The sequence below is a fragment of the Ruegeria sp. G12 genome (assembly GCF_056533565.1).
The window spans coordinates 297,717-313,961 of sequence record NZ_JBQFOO010000005.1; the positions used below are offsets into that span (position 1 = coordinate 297,717).

General features: G+C 61.3%; 18 protein-coding genes and 1 tRNA gene. 6 read left to right on the plus strand and 13 right to left on the minus strand.

Annotated elements, in window-relative coordinates:
- Positions 1–3: 3 nt before the first annotated feature.
- Positions 4–79: transfer RNA gene (locus ACR0JN_RS13980), tRNA-Val, on the minus strand.
- An 82-nt stretch (positions 80–161) separates the two neighbouring features.
- A complete protein-coding gene (locus tag ACR0JN_RS13985) occupies positions 162–1,415 on the minus strand; it encodes an aminotransferase class V-fold PLP-dependent enzyme (RefSeq protein WP_480886411.1) in 1,254 nt (417 codons plus the stop codon).
- A 253-nt stretch (positions 1,416–1,668) separates the two neighbouring features.
- Between ACR0JN_RS13985 and modA the strand changes: the two genes are divergently transcribed.
- The 3 genes from modA to modC are packed head-to-tail and all read left to right on the plus strand — an operon-like array spanning position 1,669 to position 4,240.
- A complete protein-coding gene (gene modA, locus ACR0JN_RS13990) occupies positions 1,669–2,445 on the plus strand; it encodes a molybdate ABC transporter substrate-binding protein (protein WP_480886413.1) in 777 nt (258 codons plus the stop codon).
- Positions 2,446–2,450: 5 nt separating this feature from the next.
- Complete coding sequence (modB, locus tag ACR0JN_RS13995) at positions 2,451–3,143, plus strand: molybdate ABC transporter permease subunit (protein ID WP_480819026.1); 693 nt, start codon at positions 2,451–2,453, stop codon at positions 3,141–3,143.
- On the plus strand, positions 3,140–4,240 hold the full coding sequence (gene modC / locus ACR0JN_RS14000) for a molybdenum ABC transporter ATP-binding protein (protein WP_480819025.1): 1,101 nt from the start codon (positions 3,140–3,142) through the stop codon (positions 4,238–4,240). The genes modB and modC overlap by 4 nt, the downstream gene beginning before the upstream one ends.
- On the opposite strand, the gene ACR0JN_RS14005 is transcribed toward modC, so the two are convergent.
- Positions 4,237–5,160 (minus strand): Hint domain-containing protein, encoded by a 924-nt coding sequence (locus ACR0JN_RS14005; protein WP_480886414.1) that lies wholly within the window; start codon positions 5,158–5,160, stop codon positions 4,237–4,239. The genes modC and ACR0JN_RS14005 overlap by 4 nt on opposite strands.
- The gene (locus ACR0JN_RS14010) at positions 5,161–5,673 is read right to left on the minus strand and encodes a toxin-activating lysine-acyltransferase (RefSeq protein ID WP_480886416.1); all 513 of its coding nucleotides are present in this window, start codon (positions 5,671–5,673) and stop codon (positions 5,161–5,163) included. It lies immediately after the preceding gene.
- Between the two features lie 160 nt (positions 5,674–5,833).
- Between ACR0JN_RS14010 and ACR0JN_RS14015 the strand changes: the two genes are divergently transcribed.
- On the plus strand, positions 5,834–6,241 hold the full coding sequence (locus tag ACR0JN_RS14015) for a hypothetical protein (protein WP_480886417.1): 408 nt from the start codon (positions 5,834–5,836) through the stop codon (positions 6,239–6,241).
- A 3-nt stretch (positions 6,242–6,244) separates the two neighbouring features.
- Here ACR0JN_RS14015 and hemF read toward each other — a convergent pair whose 3' ends face one another.
- From hemF to clpS, 4 genes are read right to left on the minus strand one after another with little or no spacing between them, the layout of a single operon-like run.
- Entirely contained in the window at positions 6,245–7,129 is an 885-nt protein-coding gene (hemF, locus tag ACR0JN_RS14020) for an oxygen-dependent coproporphyrinogen oxidase (RefSeq protein ID WP_480886419.1), read from the minus strand.
- 6 nt (positions 7,130–7,135) lie between these two features.
- Positions 7,136–7,936 (minus strand): SDR family NAD(P)-dependent oxidoreductase, encoded by an 801-nt coding sequence (locus ACR0JN_RS14025; RefSeq protein ID WP_480819020.1) that lies wholly within the window; start codon positions 7,934–7,936, stop codon positions 7,136–7,138.
- Positions 7,937–7,973: 37 nt separating this feature from the next.
- Positions 7,974–8,936 (minus strand): class I SAM-dependent methyltransferase, encoded by a 963-nt coding sequence (locus ACR0JN_RS14030; RefSeq protein ID WP_480886421.1) that lies wholly within the window; start codon positions 8,934–8,936, stop codon positions 7,974–7,976.
- Between the two features lie 26 nt (positions 8,937–8,962).
- Positions 8,963–9,304, minus strand: coding sequence for an ATP-dependent Clp protease adapter ClpS (gene clpS / locus ACR0JN_RS14035; protein WP_480886422.1), 342 nt, complete (start codon positions 9,302–9,304; stop codon positions 8,963–8,965).
- 93 nt (positions 9,305–9,397) lie between these two features.
- On the opposite strand from clpS, the gene ACR0JN_RS14040 reads away from it, so the two are divergent.
- A complete protein-coding gene (locus ACR0JN_RS14040) occupies positions 9,398–10,099 on the plus strand; it encodes an HAD family hydrolase (RefSeq protein ID WP_480886424.1) in 702 nt (233 codons plus the stop codon).
- 251 nt (positions 10,100–10,350) lie between these two features.
- The gene (locus tag ACR0JN_RS14045; protein WP_480886426.1) at positions 10,351–11,772 is read left to right on the plus strand and encodes a D-alanyl-D-alanine carboxypeptidase family protein; all 1,422 of its coding nucleotides are present in this window, start codon (positions 10,351–10,353) and stop codon (positions 11,770–11,772) included.
- Positions 11,773–11,832: 60 nt separating this feature from the next.
- Here ACR0JN_RS14045 and ACR0JN_RS14050 read toward each other — a convergent pair whose 3' ends face one another.
- The 5 genes from ACR0JN_RS14050 to ACR0JN_RS14070 form a co-directional block, all read right to left on the minus strand.
- A complete protein-coding gene (locus tag ACR0JN_RS14050) occupies positions 11,833–13,080 on the minus strand; it encodes a hypothetical protein (protein ID WP_480886428.1) in 1,248 nt (415 codons plus the stop codon).
- A 171-nt stretch (positions 13,081–13,251) separates the two neighbouring features.
- Positions 13,252–14,013, minus strand: a complete 762-nt coding sequence (locus tag ACR0JN_RS14055; RefSeq protein ID WP_480886429.1) for a LamB/YcsF family protein — start codon at positions 14,011–14,013, stop codon at positions 13,252–13,254.
- A 12-nt stretch (positions 14,014–14,025) separates the two neighbouring features.
- Positions 14,026–15,024: a 5-oxoprolinase subunit C family protein gene (locus ACR0JN_RS14060; RefSeq protein ID WP_480886431.1), complete on the minus strand. Its 999-nt coding sequence runs from the start codon at positions 15,022–15,024 to the stop codon at positions 14,026–14,028.
- On the minus strand, positions 15,021–15,770 hold the full coding sequence (locus ACR0JN_RS14065) for a 5-oxoprolinase subunit B family protein (protein ID WP_480886433.1): 750 nt from the start codon (positions 15,768–15,770) through the stop codon (positions 15,021–15,023). The genes ACR0JN_RS14060 and ACR0JN_RS14065 overlap by 4 nt, the downstream gene beginning before the upstream one ends.
- A gap of 18 nt (positions 15,771–15,788) precedes the next feature.
- Positions 15,789–16,245, minus strand: a 457-nt coding sequence (locus ACR0JN_RS14070; protein ID WP_480886435.1) for a hypothetical protein, incomplete at its 5' end; no start/stop codon positions are given.

A 16,245-nucleotide genomic window follows, 5' to 3' on the forward strand; every position in this document is an offset into this window, starting at 1 on the left:
GAATGGTGGGTGATGAGAGACTCGAACTCCCGACATCTTCGGTGTAAACGAAGCGCTCTACCAACTGAGCTAATCACCCGTGACGGTGCATGTAGCCAAGCCTGCGCGCGGGTGCAAGAGGGTTGGCGCGAATTTCTTGAGCGGACTTTGCGAAAGGCGCGTCAGGTGGACATCTCGTTTACGGCGGCCAGAAGTTGGGCAACTTCGCCTTCGGTGTTGTAGTGGCACAGTGAAATCCGGATACAGTCGCTCAGACCCAGCGGGGTCAGGACATTTCCGCTGTAGTGATCGGCCTTGCGGATATGGGTGCGGATGCCTTGTTCGTTCAGACGGGTCACGACCTCAGCCGAAGGGATGTCGCGCACCATGATTGACACCAGCCCCTCGCGGGCAGGGTTGTCGGGGCCGGCCAGAAGGGTGACGTGATCCATGTCCCGAAGGCCAGGCAGGTTGCCGGTGCCGTTGATCATCGCGTTAGTCAGGTGGGTTTCATACGCGTGTATAGCGCGGCCCGCGGCCTCGATCCGGGCGCGGCGGTCGGGGCTGTCCGAGACCTGCGTACCGAGCCAGTCAAAATAGGCGACGACATCCGACATGGTCGCATAGGCTCCGGTGTCGCGGGTGCCGAACTCCCAGCCTTCTGCCGGGGCGTCGATCAACTGGTCGTGGGGCAGGGCGGTCAGCCTGTCGGAGATCCAGGCGATGCCATATCCGTGGCGCGAGAACACTTTGTAGGGCGAGATCGCGTAGCCGTCGACGCCATAGCTGGTCAGGTCCAACTGGCCGTGGGCGGCATGCTGGATGCCGTCGACGATGATGAAGCAGTCCGGGGCCACGTCGCGGATGGCTTGGGCGATAGCGGCGACATCCATGCCCATGCCCGTCACGGGTGAGGCGTGCAGGATGGTCGCGACAGACACATCGGGTGACATCAACGCGGCATAGGCGTCAGGAGTAACCAGACCGGTGGCGTCGTCATGGGGAACGTTGACGTAATCCAGCCCGGCAATCCCCGCCCAGCGGCGCGCGGCGCTGCGGCTGGCGGGGTGTTCGATGGAACTGCCGATCACTTTGCTACCCTTGGAAGCGTTCACGCAAGCAGTGCGGATCATGCGGAACAAAAGCTCGGTCCCGCTTTCGCCGACAAAGAACTGACCGCCCGAGGTGTTCATGAACACCGACAGGTCCGACTTGGCCGTGTTGATGATATCGACCAGCGCATGGCTGGCCACGTTGTCCCGGCCCTGATTATCGGGAATGGCCGCGAATTTGGCCGAGGTCTCGACAACCGAGTTCAGGGTCAGCGCGCCTCCGGCATTTTCGAAGAAGATGCGGTTACCTTGAAAAGGGCAGGCCTCGACATGGGCGAACCGGGCGCGGATGGCGTCAATCAGGCCGGGCGTTTCGTGCAGCATTGTCGATGTCCTGTTTTGTTGGTCTGGCCGGGGCGAGCTTGTGCCAGATTTCACCGGGTCGGTGGGCGGGATCAAGACCGATTGCGGCGTCTGCGGCCGTTGATCTGGCGCAAATGCCTCTTGGCGGGCGATTTTGCCGAGTTTGCAGCGATTTGAATGCGCTTCCGCGTCCAGAATTGGCAAAGATGCTTGCGTGTCACCTGCGCCCTCCGATATTCCCGTTGCGACTGTAACCCTTAGGTCCGGAGCGCACATGACCTTATCCTCGGTCCGCCGAGTTCTGACTGCGGTGCTGGTTCTTGGCGCATTGGCACTGGCACCGGTCCGGGCCGGGGCCGAGGGGGTTTTGGTGTTTGCTGCTGCCAGCCTTAAGACCGCGCTGGATCAGATAGTTCCGGAATTTGAACAGCAGACAGGGCAGACCGTTACGGTGTCATACGCGGCGTCCTCGGTTCTGGCGCGGCAGATACAGTTGGGGGCACCGGCAGATGTCTTTATTTCTGCAAACCCCGACTGGATGGATGTGCTGCAGGATGGAAAACTGATCAATGCTGCCTCGCGCTTTGATCTGCTGGGCAATGGTCTGGTACTGATCGGTGATGCGGGCAAGACCCCGGTTGGGCAGATCGGGCCGGACTACGATCTGGCGGCTGAACTGGGGCAGGGCTATCTGGCCATGGCGCTGGTCGATGCGGTTCCGGCAGGGATTTATGGCAAGGCCGCGTTGCAGGGGCTGGGGCTTTGGGACGCGGTACAGGATCGGGTTGCACAGGCGGATAATGTGCGCGCTGCTCTGGCGCTGGTGTCTGCCGGGGCCGTGCCCTTGGGGGTTGTGTACCGTTCCGATGCCCTTGTCGATCCCAGCGTCAGCGTCATCGGAACCATTCCGCCAGATACGCACCCTCCGATCATTTACCCAGCGGCGGCGGTAACTGCGGGGCCGAGCGCGCAGGCGTTTCTGGATCACCTGAAGACAGATGCAGCTGGTGCCGTATTCAAAGCGCAGGGTTTCACCCTGCCGCAAGGATGAGTGGCATGGACTGGCTTGGCCCTGCGGAACTTGAAGCGCTGAAACTGTCGCTGCGCGTGTCGTTCTGGGCCACGCTGGCGACGTTGCCGTTTGGCATCTTCGTGGCTTACGCCCTTGCCCGTTGGCGGTTTCCTGGGCGGCAGATTCTGAACGGGCTCGTGCATCTGCCCCTGATCCTGCCGCCGGTTGTGACCGGCTATCTGCTGTTGCTGACTTTTGGTCTGCAAGCGCCTGTGGGTCGGTTTTTGGCCGAATTCGGCATCGTCTTTGCCTTCCGCTGGACGGGGGCCGCGCTGGCGGCTGGCATCGTGGCTTTTCCCCTGATGGTCCGGGCTATTCGCTTGTCGATCGAGGCGGTGGACCCAAAGCTGGAACAGGCGGGCGCAACGCTGGGTGCATCGCGCCCGTTTGTCTTTGCGACTGTGACTTTGCCGATGATCCTACCCGGCGTGATCGCCGGGGCCATTCTGGCCTTCGCCAAGGCGATGGGAGAGTTCGGGGCCACGATCACATTTGTTTCCAACATTCCGGGACAGACACAGACCCTGCCCTCGGCGGTCTACGCATTTCTGCAGGTGCCGGGGGGGGAGAGTGCGGCGACGCGATTGGTCGTCATCTCAATCATCATCGCTATGGGCGCGCTGCTGTTGTCGGAATATGTCGGACGGCGCGTGGCGGCACGGGTGGCCGGGTCATGAGCCTTTCCGTCCGTTTGCAACACCACTTGCCCGGGATCGATCTTGACCTCGATTTCGAGGCTCCGCGCGGCGTGACGGTTCTGTTTGGCCGGTCAGGGTCTGGCAAGACCACTGTTGTTAACGCGGTGGCTGGGTTGCTGCGACCCAGCGCCGGACGCGTTTCTGTCGAGGGGTGGGAGCTGTTCGATACGGCAAAAGGCCACTGGCTGCCGCCCCATCGGCGCCGGCTGGGATATATCTTTCAGGAAGGACGGCTGTTCCCGCATCTGACCGTGCGTCAGAACCTAGCTTATGGCCGCTGGTTCGCCCCGCGCGGCGCGCCGCGTGAAAATCCGGATAAGGTGGTCGAAATGCTGGGGGTCGGTCACTTGCTGGACCGCCGTCCGGCACGCCTGTCGGGCGGGGAGAAGCAGCGTGTCGCCATTGGCCGCGCCTTGTTGGCCAGCCCGCGCCTGATTCTGGCGGACGAGCCTTTGGCGGCGCTGGACGATGCGCGCAAGGCCGAGATTTTACCCTATTTCGAGAACCTCAGGGACGAGGTGTCGGTGCCGATCCTGTATGTCACCCATTCCGCAGCAGAAGTGGCGCGGCTGGCGACTTCGGTCGTCGCGCTGCAGGACGGCAAGGTTTTGCGGCACGGACCCGCATCCGAGATTTTGTCGGACCCCGCCGTAGCGCCTGCGGGGGTGCGGGCGGTTGGTGCGGTGCTGCAGGTTCGGGTGGTGCAGCATCATCCGGACGGGCTGACTGAGCTTGACGCCAGCGGTGCCCGCTTGTTTTTGCCGCGCATCCAGCACAAGGTCGGAGAGATGTTGCGCATTCGCATCCCGGCGCAAGAAGTAATCTTGTCCAGCAAGCCGCCCGAAGGGTTATCGGCCCTGAACGTTTTGTCCGGAACCGTCGATGCCATCCGGGCCGGGGAAGGGCCGGGGGCAATTGTGTCGATCAAAACCCCGGCCGGGGTAATTCTGGCACGTGTCACCCGCCGGTCGGTTGCCGCGCTTGATCTTCAGCCTGGGACCGCTTGCCATGCGGTTATCAAAACCGTCGCTCTGGCCCCTCAGAATGTGGGTGGGCGCATACGGTCGGCGGACTAAGCCGGGACAAGCGCCCGCGCCTCGTGCGCGCGCAGGATCAACCGCGCGGCCCGTCCGAACCCCGGCCCCTGCGGCGTCGGGCGATCCGGGAAAATGGCTGCCAGTTCCTGCAGCCCGTCCGAGGACAGCCCGTACAATGCCTCATCCCCCAGAAACAGGCTTTCGGCCCGCGCGCCCTCGGCCATCAGGATCTCGTGTCGGTCCAGCAAGATGTGCAGGTATTCGACCGGCTCGTCAGAGGTTTCAACGGATATTCCGGGCCACGTGCAAAGATGTTTGGCTGCGATCAGCACTTCGCTTGCGCCGAACAGCAACTCGACCCGTGGGCCGCTAACCAGAATGCGGTGCTGCTGCGACACCAAAAGATCGCGATTGGGGGCGTTCGGGCCAAGACTGCCTGCGGTGATGCGAACCGGGCGCAGGGACGGGTTTCTGCGCAATCGATCCGGCGGCAGGGTATTGCTTTCGATCCAGCGAATGGGTTGCCACCCGTGGTCGGCGGTCCAGACCGCATCGCCCGCCGCAAGCGTCTCGATCAGCTGCGCGCCCTGTTCGGTTTCGATCAGCGTCCCGGCGGTGAAACACACGCCTTCGATCCGGATGGTGATGTCGGTCGTGCCGAAGAACGGCAGGTTGCCGATACCGGTGGCAATCGTACCGGTGACGTTGACCGTGAACGTGTCGAACACCACCTGATTGTTGTCCAAGCTGTCGAAGAACGCGGGGTCCACGGTATAGGTCCAGTCGCCCGTATTCGGATCAATGGTGGCGGTGCCATTGGCGGGCGGCGTGGCAATCGTCCAGTCCTGGTTGACGATCGGCAGGGTGCCATCGCCCAGCGTCAGCGCCCCCGTCGCTATGTTCGGAGGGTCCCCGGTCACGCCGCCGGTCAGGTCGCCTGTGACTGGAATTGAGACCATTTATGACTCGCCCTGTTGCAGTTTGCGTTCGAACTCTTTCTTTCGGTACAGGTGCATCGTCACCTCGCCTGCTTCGTCGCGCGTCCACTCGACGATCCGGTTGCGGGTCAGATCGCTGTCCATGCGGTTGGTGCGCACGCGCGGGTGCGGAATTTCCGTCTTCAGAATATCCACGATTTGGCTGGTTTGTCCAAACGGAGCCACCAGATCGATGATCCAGAAGGACGGACCGCTGGTGAAATCGGCGTCGGTCAGGGATTTTTCCTGCACTGCATACCGGTATTCCGCTTCGGTGCTGAGACCGGCAAAGGTCACAAACCCGCGCGGAAATCCGTTCTGCCGGAAGATGTGGTACTGCCCCAGCCGCAAGGGGGTTTCAAACGCGTAAAGAACCTGAGAAAGGCTGCGTTTCTGATGCGTTTTGGTCAGGCCAGCCAGATAGAACATCGCCCCGAAATCCGCGTATTTTTCGGGCGGGATGTCGAACCAGTCCTTTGGAAACGATCTGCTCAAGACGCACCCAACGTTCAATCATATCTGGATGTTAGCCAAGCTGGTGTCGTATTGATACCATTTTCTCGGGCGCGCGCGAGGCAAAGTGAACAGCTTTACTCACATGGCCGGGACCTTATGTTACACCTTATCGTGAGTTTGATTTTCGGAGGGTGCGAGGATGCGGGTTTTCAGAACAGCAGCCGTTTTAGGGTTGGTGGCGCTGCCTTGCGTTGCACAGGCGGTCGGCATCGGTTTGAGCGTCAAGCCTCTGAACCGGACCGAGGTCACGCCTTTGCAGGACGGCGTCTATCAGGTGAAAGGCGTGGGGTCTTCAGCACCGGTGAACTATTGGTGTGGGATCGGGGATTATGCCATCCGCACGCTTGGGGTGCCGAACTCGCAGCGCATCTACATCACGAAAGCCTATGAACCCGGTGTGCGCACGGTCGAGTTTTCCATGACCCCGCCGCCTGGCGTTGATACCAATCCGGGCTATTCCGTCACCGTCAAGCGGGTGGGCGAGAACATGTCGGCGGTTTCGGCGCAGCAGTATTGCTATGACAACTTCATGGATTTTGGGTTCTGAGGGTTAGACCCATTTGGCCAGCGGCGGCAGGCTCATCAGAACCGCGTCCGGGTCGTGGCCGGTTTCAAGACCGAACTTGGTGCCCCGGTCGTAGACAAGGTTGTATTCGGCATAGAGCCCGCGATGCACCAGTTGCGTGTCTTTGTCGGCATCCGAGAATCCTTGCACCCGGCGTTTTTCGACCAGCGGCAGAAAGGCGGGCAGGAAGGCCCGACCGATGTCCTGTGTCAGGGCAAAATCAGCCTGCCAGTCGCCGGTGCAGTAGTCATCCATGAAAATACCGCCAACCCCGCGCGCGCGTTTGCGATGGGGGATGTAGAAATAATCGTCGGCCCAGTCTTTCAGGCGCGGGTAGTGCCCCGGCCCGTGCGGGTCCAGATGCGCTTTCTGAGTGGCGTGGAAATGGACTGTGTCCTCATCATATTCGATGCAGGGGTTCAGATCGGACCCGCCGCCGAACCACCAGGCATGGGGGGTCCAGAACATCCGCGTGTTCATGTGGACCGCAGGCACATGCGGGTTTTGCATATGCGCCACAAGGCTGATGCCCGACGCCCAGAACCGGGGGTCTTCGGTCATGCCGGGAATGCCCTTGCGCGCGGCCATCGCCTGTTGCGCCCGTTCGCCCAGCGTGCCGTAAACGGTTGAGACATTGACACCGACCTTTTCGAACACCCGCCCGCCGCGTATCACCGACATCAGGCCGCCCCCGGCATCCGAGCCATCCTCGGATTGGCGCGTGGTCTCGCGAACCTCAAAGCGCCCGGGTTTGGCATCTGAAAACGGGCCGGTGTCGTGGCTGTCTTCAAGTTGCTCAAAGGCGGCGACGATATTGTCGCGCAATTGGCGGAACCAGCCAGAGGCGGTGGATTTTTTGGTATCGAACATGGGGTTTTAATGCGCCGGGGCTGCGACGGGGTCCAGCAGGGTTCTGCCGCCGTCGATTGTCAGGATTTGCCCGGTGATGAAACCGGCTGCGTCCGAGGCCAGAAACTGCGCCGTTTCGGTCAGTTCGGTGGGCGCAGCGATGCGGGCCAGCGGGGTGTGTTTTTCGATGTCGTCGCGGAAATCCCGGTTTTCCTTGAGTGTCGATTGTAGCGAGGCGCTCATCACCGATCCCAAGGCAATTGAATTCACGCGGATGCGGTTCGGGGCCAGCGCCACGGCCAACGAACGGGTCATCTGATCCAGCGCTGCGGTCGAGACGGAATAGGCCATCAGGTCGGGGTGGGTCCGGCGTGCGGCAATGGACGACAGGTTGATGATCGACCCCGCGACCGAGTCGTTATCATCCCCCGCCTGCTTGATCATGCGCTTGGCGACCGACTGGCTCAGTCGGAGGGCCGGCATGAGGTTCTGGTTCAGCAGGGTCCGGACCGAGTCGTCGTCCGTATCCAGCGGGTCCGACTGGATCACCTGCCGTGCGCCGTTGATCAGAATGTCGACCTGATCGAACGCGTCCAGCGTGGCAGAAAGCAGGTTGGCAATCGTAAGTTTCTCGCGCAGATCACCCGCGAAGTAGCGGATGTTGCTGTCATCGGCCTCTTTCCCCAACTCGTCGACCAGTCGCTTTTCGTCCATGTCGGCGAACATGACATTTGCCCCGGCATCCGCGAAATGCCGCCCGATGGCCAGCCCGATCCCGTTGGCACCGCCTGTTACAATCGCTGTCTTGCCAGCTATGGAAAAGGACATCCGAATCCTCCTGAGTTGCGGGGCAGGTTAGCGGGCCTCATCGCCGAGGGCGAGAGGCGCGAAACACCTTGAACCGATTGTCGCCCGCGACTTCCTGTACTTTCTGGAACGTGTCGGTCAACGTGGCCTCGTAGGGCAGGTGGCGGTTGGCAACCATCCACAGATCGCCGTTCCGGGTCAGGTTGCGTGCGGCTGAGGCGATGAAACCTTGCCCCAGCGCGGGGTCGGCGCTGCGCGAGGTGTGGAAGGGCGGGTTCATAATGACGGTGTCGAGGGGCTCGGGGGCCTTCCACGTCACCGCATCGGCCCAGTGAAACTGCACGCGCTCATTTTGTACGTTGGCGCGGGCACAGGTCAGGGCGGCGTGGTTGGCCTCGACCAGATACAGCGATGTGATCTTGTCGCTATTCAGACCCGCCGACAGATACCCCCATCCGGCCCCCAGATCGGCCAGTTTTGGGCCAAGCTGCGCGGGCAGGGATTGTAGTAGCAGCGCCGAGGCCGGATCGATTCCGTCGGCTGAAAACACGCCGGGAACGGTGCGATAGCCATCCGCCATCTGCGCCTTGGGCGCAGCCCACTCGGCGAAGGCTTGTTCGTTTGACTGGAACCAGAAAATCTTGCCATGGGCCTTGGCCAGCGGTCCTTCGACGGAGACACGCTTGCGAATGTCTTTCAGCACGCTGTCCACGCCGTTGGTCTTCGCGCCATCAACGACGATCACGCCGCCCGCACGTGCGCAGGCCTGATGAATCAGCGCCCGGGCCTGTGCCTTGGCGCGGGGCAAAAACACAATCGCGTTCTGACAGGGGCCATCCGCCTCGGGCACCGTGGCGAACCCGAGGCTGGCGAAATGGTCGTGAAAGGGTTTGAACGGCTGCACGATCTGCGTCTCGCGCGGCAGGTCGGCCAGGTCGGTCTCGGGCGTGGGGCCGATCAGCGTTAGCGGCTGCGACAGAGACAGGCCGCTTTGCAAGGCGAGTTCCAGACGTGGGGACATGGCTGATTCCGATCAGGCCGGGCGCGTTATTCTTCGCGCTCCATGGTGCATTGCAGCGGGTGCTGGTGCCTGCGGGCGAAATCCATCACCTGACCGACCTTGGTTTCGGCAATCTCGTGGCTGAATACACCCACCACGGCCACGCCTTTCTTGTGGACCGTCAGCATGATCTCGAACGCCTGCGCATGGGTCATGCCGAAGAAGCGTTCCAGCACATGCACCACGAACTCCATCGGGGTGTAGTCGTCATTCAACAGCAGCACTTTATAAAGCGGCGGACGCTTGGTCTTGGGGCGCGTCTGTACCAGGACAGACGCATCGGTGTCGTCATCCGGGTCGTCAGACATCATCCATTGGTTTTCCAGCATCGCGTGCAACCGTCCGATTCAGGCTTTTGGTTTATCTGGTCGCTTATATAACGTGGGCGCGGCCAGAGAAAAGAGCAAGCAGGCGGAAATGGGATGCAGAAAAAACTCACCACAATCGGGTTCGATGCAGATGACACGCTGTGGCATAATGAGCGGTTTTTTCAACTGACCCAGGACTATTTCGCCGACCTGCTGGTCGATCATGCGGAACGCGACCACCTGATGGAGCGTTTGTTGGCCGCAGAAAAGCGCAACATTCAGCACTATGGGTACGGCATCAAGGGCTTTACCCTGTCGATGATTGAAACCGCCATCGAGGTGACCGAAGACCGCGTTCCAGCCTCGGTCATTCGGCAATTGATCGACGCGGGGCAAGAGATGCTGGCCCATCCGATCGAACTGCTGCCCCATGCCCGCGAGGCAATCGAGGCTGTGTCGGGCTCTCACCGCGTCGGGCTGATCACCAAGGGCGACCTGATTGATCAGGAGCGCAAGCTGGCGCAATCGGGGCTGGGCGATCTGTTCGACTGGGTCGAGATCGTCTCGGAAAAGACCGCCGGAACCTATCGCGATATCTTTGGCCAGCATGGCGATGGGCCGGACGCCGCGATGATGGTCGGCAACTCGATGCGGTCAGATGTGGTGGCCCCGATTCAGGCGGGCTGCTGGGGCGTGTACGTCCCACATGGGCTGGTGTGGGAGGTTGAGCACGCAGAAACCCCGGCAGACAACCCGCGATTCCGCGCGCTGCAGGATCTGGCGGATTTAGCCGATCTGGTGCGGGCGCTGAGCTGATGTTGCTATTTCGCCGCAGTCATCAAAAATCCGTGCCCAAACCTGCCTCGTTCCCGCCATGATCGCGCATTTGGTGTGCGTTAGACCTCGGTTCCGCTAGATATAGAGGTCGCAAAGGGCCGTTCAAATCCTGCGTTTCCTACAGCTTTCGGTTTATTTGATGACTCTCCTGTGCTAGCCTGAATGCTAATAAAATAATAACAGGCTGACCGGGAATACCCGGCGGCGCGAGGCAGACAGAGGCAAAGATCGTGCAGATTCGGCGGACAGTTCCGGCCCGGACGGGCTTATTCCTCATAGCAATCCTGTGTGTGCTGGCGCTTGTGCCGCTCAAGGCGCTTGCAGCACCCTACGCCGCGATGGTGATCGACGCCCGAACGGGCGAGGTTCTGCATTCGCGGAATGCCGATACCCGGCTGCACCCGGCCTCGCTGACCAAGATGATGACGCTGTACATTGCGTTCGAGGCGGTGCGGAACGGTGAGATTGACTTGGACACGCAGGTGCGCATCACCAAGAAGGCCGCGGCCGAGCCGCCTTCGAAACTGGGTCTGCGTTCGGGCCAGCGGATTGCGTTTCGCTATCTGATCCGGGCGGCAGCGGTGAAATCGGCCAATGACGCGGCCACAGCCATTGGCATTGCCATCAGCGGGTCCGAGGCGGCATTTGCCCGCCGCATGACGCGCACTGCCAAGGCGATGGGGATGAGCCGGACAACCTTCAAGAACGCCCACGGCCTGACCGAATCCGGGCACCTGTCCACCGCGCGGGACATGACCACGCTGGGGCGGCATCTGCTGTATGATTATCCGCAATACTACAACCTGTTTTCGCGCCAATCGACCCATGCGGGGATCAAGACCGTGCCGAACACCAACCGGCGTCTGCTGGCGGCCTATAAAGGCGCAGACGGGATCAAGACCGGTTACACCCGCGCCGCAGGGTTCAACCTTGTGGCCTCGGCCAAGCGCAAGGATGAACGGATCATTGCCACGGTATTTGGTGGCAAATCGGGTGCCTCGCGCAATGCCAAGGTGGCCGAGTTGCTCGACATGGGTTTCCGCCGTGCCCCGTCGCGCGCGCCGATCCGTAAACCGGCCCGGCCTGCCTATGCCGGGAACACAGGCCTGGGTGTTTCGACCGATATCGCCCGTCTGACCGGCGCGCCCAAGGTCAGCCTGCGCCCGATCGGACGTCCGGTTGTGACGCAGGTGGCCAGCAACGTGGCCGAGACCGCAGACCAGAACCGCGACCGTATCCAAAGTGGAATTGCCGCAGCCATCGCACAGGCCGATATCGCGCCGACGGCCCCGCCGGTCGAAAGCTCGGACACACGTCCGGCGCTGCGGCCTGACAATCTGGTGCTGGCCTCGACCGAGCCTGCCGCGCAACCCGAGCCCGAGCAAGAGGTCGTCACCCGTTTGTCCTCGTCCGGCGGGCATCTTTGGGGTGTCAATGTCGGGCGCTACACCACCCGATACGAGGCCGAGAAGGTTTTGCTGAAAACGGCCCTGTCGGAAATGACCACTCTGGAAGGCACGCTGCGCAAGGTGAACCAAAGCTCGCGCGGCTTTGAGGCGACATTTCAGGGCATGACCCGCGAACAGGCCGATCTGGCTTGCCGCCGGTTGCAGGCCCGGAACGTCACCTGTTTCATGATCGGGCCGTCATAAGACCCGAAACACTCTCTCCTGAATAATTCAGGGCCGCGATCAGATCGCGGCCCTTTTTTGTCAGTCAAAGACGTGGCCATGCTCGTATTGCTCGTCCTGACCGGCGGCAGCAGTCAGGGCGGCGACGTTATCCTTGGTGAAGAACCCGTCATAGTGATGGCAGCGTTCGATATACTCGGTGATCAGCAGCGTCAGTTTCGAGTGCTTTGAGAAGATCTGCTTGAGGTTCGGATCGTCTTTGCATTCCCCCACCACATGAGCCAGGAACGGCACGCCTTTGTCTTTCAGCGTGTTGACCACGAAATCGACGTTCTTTTCGCCAGCGGCATGATCACCATCCTGAATCTCGACCGCCATGTGATGCAGGCGGCGACCATAGTTGCGCACGAAATCCTCGGTCGGCATCGGCAGCTTGGCGAAGGAATTCACGAAGGACGGCGTGTTGTTGGCCGTAAACACCTTGGCGGGCGACTTCTTGTCATCATCCACATTGGCGTTGCGGTTCACATTGGTCGACGAGTTCATGTCGAAGATGTTGTACGCCCCCCAGAAATAGTAGGGCACCATCGTCAGAAATTCGAGGATCGCATCCTCGCGCTCCCCCGCCAGAACCCGCGTGGCAAGGTGGTCGAAGCCCAGCATCAGGGGCCCAATCTTGGTGTCGGTGGCAAAGGCGGCGGCCTCGGCCAGACGCGCTACTTCGGCGTCGCTGAGCAGAACCCGGTCGCCCAGACCCAGACTGTCGGTATCGTTGAAATCCAGCGTGGAATAGCCGACCCGGTTACAGGTGAAATCCGACGGCGTCGTGAAGAGGAAGCCGGGTTGCGTGTAAAACGGATTCTCGGTGTCGCCCGCATATTCGAACCGGATGTTCTGATCTTCCAGCGTTTTGCCAAGATCTTTCAGATCGCGGGCCCCGAAAACCTCACCCACATATCGTGTCTGCGGGGTGCCCCGCGCCAGCGGGTACATGCGGTTGATGCGGGGGATGAAATCCTCGAACGTTTCACTCAGCGGGGCCATCAGGATCAGCGCCGGGTATTCGGGATGCGAATGCAGTACGGCGAATTTATGCGTCGAGCCCAGATAGCTGGCCGTGTGGCGATAGGGGGTCATCACATACATCTCGACCATGGTGTCGAAAATGGCGTTCGGCTCGACCTGAATGACAATCGCGCGCATCGGTCCGACCTGATCGGCAACACCCGAACTATCGCGCCTCTCATAGATCATGGGCAGGTATTCGTGAAAGAACTCCGAGTTCTTTTTGTCGCCCCGAGGTTCATAGGACATCAGATCGAAAGACATGGGTGCCTCCTTGCGCAAAGCCTGGCAGCGGTCGGGGCGGCGGGGCCGCCCTGTCGCGAATTACGTTGCTTGAATTACGGGTTTCAGAACATGCACTTGCGGGCATGCTAGGGGCAGATGCCCGCCCGGGCAACAGTAAGAAACTGGGTAGTCTGTATTGCGCGGGCGTGACTATCTGGTGAATTTCGTCACATCCACGCCGCCGCTTATTAGATTTTCCCGGACCGAGCGGGCGATTTGCACCGCTGTTGGCCCGTCGCCATGCAGGCAGATCGTGTCGATTGAGGTTTCCAGCCGCTTGCCGGATTCGGTGATGATGGCCCCCTCCCGAACCATGTTCAGGATACGAGGGCCCGCGACCGCGGCATCATGGATCACCGCGCCGGGCAGGCTGCGGTCGACCAGCGTGCCGTCGTCATTATAGGCGCGGTCGGCAAAGATCTCGCCCACCCATTTACAGCCCAACTCGCGCACGGCCTCTTCCTGTTTGGTGACGGCCAGCACCATGATGATAATGTCGGGGTCCACGTCCAGCGCACCCTGATAGCAGGCCCGCGCCATGTCGATATCGACCGAACACATATTGGCCAGCGCCCCGTGCAATTTCAGGTGGCGCACTTGGGTCCCGATCGCCGCGGCCATGCCCCGCGCCGCGCCAAGTTGATAGCGCACTAGGTTGCGCAAGGAGTCATGGGGCACTTTCATGTTGCGGCGACCAAAGCCCTGCAAGTCTGCAAAGCCCGGATGCGCCCCGATGCCCACACCGTTTTCAGCTGCCAATTCCATGGTTTTGGCCATCACGTCCCAATCCCCGGCATGGAAGCCACAGGCGATATTGGCCGAGGTGATTATCTTCAGCAAGTTTTCATCATCGCCCATGTTCCAGGGGCCAAAGCTCTCCCCCATATCTGCATTCAGATCGACGCGCGGCATCGGCAAGTCTCCTTAGTCGGTGGCAGAGATCACTCCGCCGATCAATTGGTAGGACAACAGGTCCGGGATGTCATGAGGGTCGCGCACCAGCGGCTCGACCCGCTGCGGCAGGCGCGCGAGGTCGGATTCGAAAGCGGCCTGAAGCGCGATGGCCTGTTCCAGCGTTACAAATTCAAACCGGAGCGCACCGCCCGCCGGTGTCTGCGCGGCGCGCGGCATATCGCAGGGCAAAACGGTTGCGATGCGGGGGTATCCGCCCGTGGTCTGGCATTCGGGCAGCAGGATAAAGGGGTTTCCGCTGCCGGTCATCTGGATGTCGCCGGGGGTGATGACCTCGGACAGGATGTTAAGCTGGCCTTTGGCGGCGAACCCGTCTCCGTCGCTTTCCAGTTGCATGCCCATCCGGTTGGCGCGGGTGCCGCGTTTGAAATCCGTCTGCGCGAACCGGTCCAGCGTAGCCTGATCGAACAGCGGGGTCTGGAAACTGGCGATGACATGCAGCACGCCGCCCGAAAACCGGTCCTGCGGGATCAGGCGGAGGCCCGCCTCGCCCGTGTCGGCGACAGTTTCAAGCACATCTCCGCCCTGAATGGCGCGGCCCACCTTGGCCGTCAGATGCGTGGACCGGGACCCAAGGAATAGGTCGGATTGGATGCCGCCGCCTACATGCAGATACCCATAGGCACCGTTCAAAGTGGCCCCAATTGCAAGCTGCTGGCCCGTTTCCAAGCGATGCGAGGCGTTCCACGCAACCGGAGCACCATCAATACTGGCCTGCATAGGCGCACCCGTCAGGGCGATACGGGTGGGTTTGGTGGCCTCAAACGCACCGCCCATCCCGGCCATTTCCAAAGCTGCGCAATCGGGACTTTGGTGCAGCAATGCCGCCCCTTCGTGCAGCGCCAGGATATCTGCGGCACCAGATCGGGACAGGCCTTGTTCCAGATACCCCGCGCGGCCTTGATCCTGAACCGTGCAGGCGGGGCCGATCCGGTGGACGATCAGGCTCATGACCCGATCTCCTGACAGGTCGCGCCGCCCATGCCGTCGCTGTTGTTCGCCCGGATGTCTTCCAGCTTTTCGCGGGACACGGGTTCGAAGATCATTTCATCGCCCGGTTTCAAGGCAAAGCTCTGCTCCATCTCCGGGCGGAAACACCGGAACGCGGTTTGCCCTACATGCCGCCAGCCTGTGGGGGTCGGGCCCGAGAACAGGACGAATTGCGAAATCGCCAGAACCAATGCGCCTTCGGGGACCATGGGCGTCAGTTCCTGCAGGCGGGGAATATTGAATTCGGGCTCTAACGGCCCGAGATACGGTTGCCCGGGCGCAAAGCCGATCGTCAGCACCCGAACGCGCGACCGGCCCAGACGCTCTATGGCGTCTTCCGGCGACAACCCCGCCGCCGCCGCCGCGTCGTCCATTTGAGGCGCAAGATCCGTCCCGTAAACCGTCGGCACCCGCCAGAGCCTGCGCTGTTCCGGCAGCGGAGCGATGTACCAGTCCCGTTGCTCAAGCAGTTCGGACAGGCGGCGCGCGATCTCTGCATGCGCCAGGTGCCGCGTGTCGAACCTGACATAGGCGGATCCCAACGTCGCGGAGGTCTCGCTCACCCCGTCCCAGCGTTGTTGGTCAACGGCGGTGCGAAAGGCCAGCGCCGCCCGGTTCGCGGCCTCGGTCATCGTGTCGGAAAACGTCACCAGAACGCCGTCGAAACCAACGGTGCGAACAACCGGATACTGGGTGGCAAGCGTCATGAGCGTCCCGCATTTGGATCAGTAAGTCCCCTGACCGGACCAGACCGCATCCCGGCCTGATGCGCAAGGCTGGGAACAGCGGCACGCTTCGGTGTTTTGGGCCGTTGTTTTGACCGGTGAGGCCGGATTTAGTGAATCGAACAAGTGCTTCGAGTCGCGCAGCCTAGTACCTGCTTCGCTGGAACTCTCTATATATAGTGGTGAGCCATTTGAATGAATCGGGTTGGCCGTCGCTTGTGTTCGTGAAAAGCCGTGGAGGCGGCCTGTTTTCCGGCTTTGATCTTCTGTTAACATGTTGATTTTCAACGTGAAATAGCGAAAACGCAAAAAAGTTGGCCTTTTTGTAATTTTCTGCTTGCGGCGGTTGTTTGTAGACCTTAGAACCCCCTTCACCGGCGCTGCTGAGGCGCTTGGGACGCGGCGGAAGCGGCGGTGACACATCGGAGAGACGGTGGCATCTGAGGGAATGTTTTGG

Coding starts and splice junctions, on each gene's coding strand:
- ACR0JN_RS13985 (WP_480886411.1), bottom strand. CDS start 1,415: ATGCTGCACGAAACGCCCGGCCTGATTGACGCCATCCGCGCCCGGTTC.
- modA (WP_480886413.1), top strand. CDS start 1,669: ATGACCTTATCCTCGGTCCGCCGAGTTCTGACTGCGGTGCTGGTTCTT.
- modB (WP_480819026.1), top strand. CDS start 2,451: ATGGACTGGCTTGGCCCTGCGGAACTTGAAGCGCTGAAACTGTCGCTG.
- modC (WP_480819025.1), top strand. CDS start 3,140: ATGAGCCTTTCCGTCCGTTTGCAACACCACTTGCCCGGGATCGATCTT.
- ACR0JN_RS14005 (WP_480886414.1), bottom strand. CDS start 5,160: ATGGTCTCAATTCCAGTCACAGGCGACCTGACCGGCGGCGTGACCGGG.
- ACR0JN_RS14015 (WP_480886417.1), top strand. CDS start 5,834: ATGCGGGTTTTCAGAACAGCAGCCGTTTTAGGGTTGGTGGCGCTGCCT.
- hemF (WP_480886419.1), bottom strand. CDS start 7,129: ATGTTCGATACCAAAAAATCCACCGCCTCTGGCTGGTTCCGCCAATTG.
- ACR0JN_RS14025 (WP_480819020.1), bottom strand. CDS start 7,936: ATGTCCTTTTCCATAGCTGGCAAGACAGCGATTGTAACAGGCGGTGCC.
- ACR0JN_RS14030 (WP_480886421.1), bottom strand. CDS start 8,936: ATGTCCCCACGTCTGGAACTCGCCTTGCAAAGCGGCCTGTCTCTGTCG.
- clpS (WP_480886422.1), bottom strand. CDS start 9,304: ATGCTGGAAAACCAATGGATGATGTCTGACGACCCGGATGACGACACC.
- ACR0JN_RS14040 (WP_480886424.1), top strand. CDS start 9,398: ATGCAGAAAAAACTCACCACAATCGGGTTCGATGCAGATGACACGCTG.
- ACR0JN_RS14050 (WP_480886428.1), bottom strand. CDS start 13,080: ATGTCTTTCGATCTGATGTCCTATGAACCTCGGGGCGACAAAAAGAAC.
- ACR0JN_RS14055 (WP_480886429.1), bottom strand. CDS start 14,013: ATGCCGCGCGTCGATCTGAATGCAGATATGGGGGAGAGCTTTGGCCCC.
- ACR0JN_RS14060 (WP_480886431.1), bottom strand. CDS start 15,024: ATGAGCCTGATCGTCCACCGGATCGGCCCCGCCTGCACGGTTCAGGAT.
- ACR0JN_RS14065 (WP_480886433.1), bottom strand. CDS start 15,770: ATGACGCTTGCCACCCAGTATCCGGTTGTTCGCACCGTTGGTTTCGAC.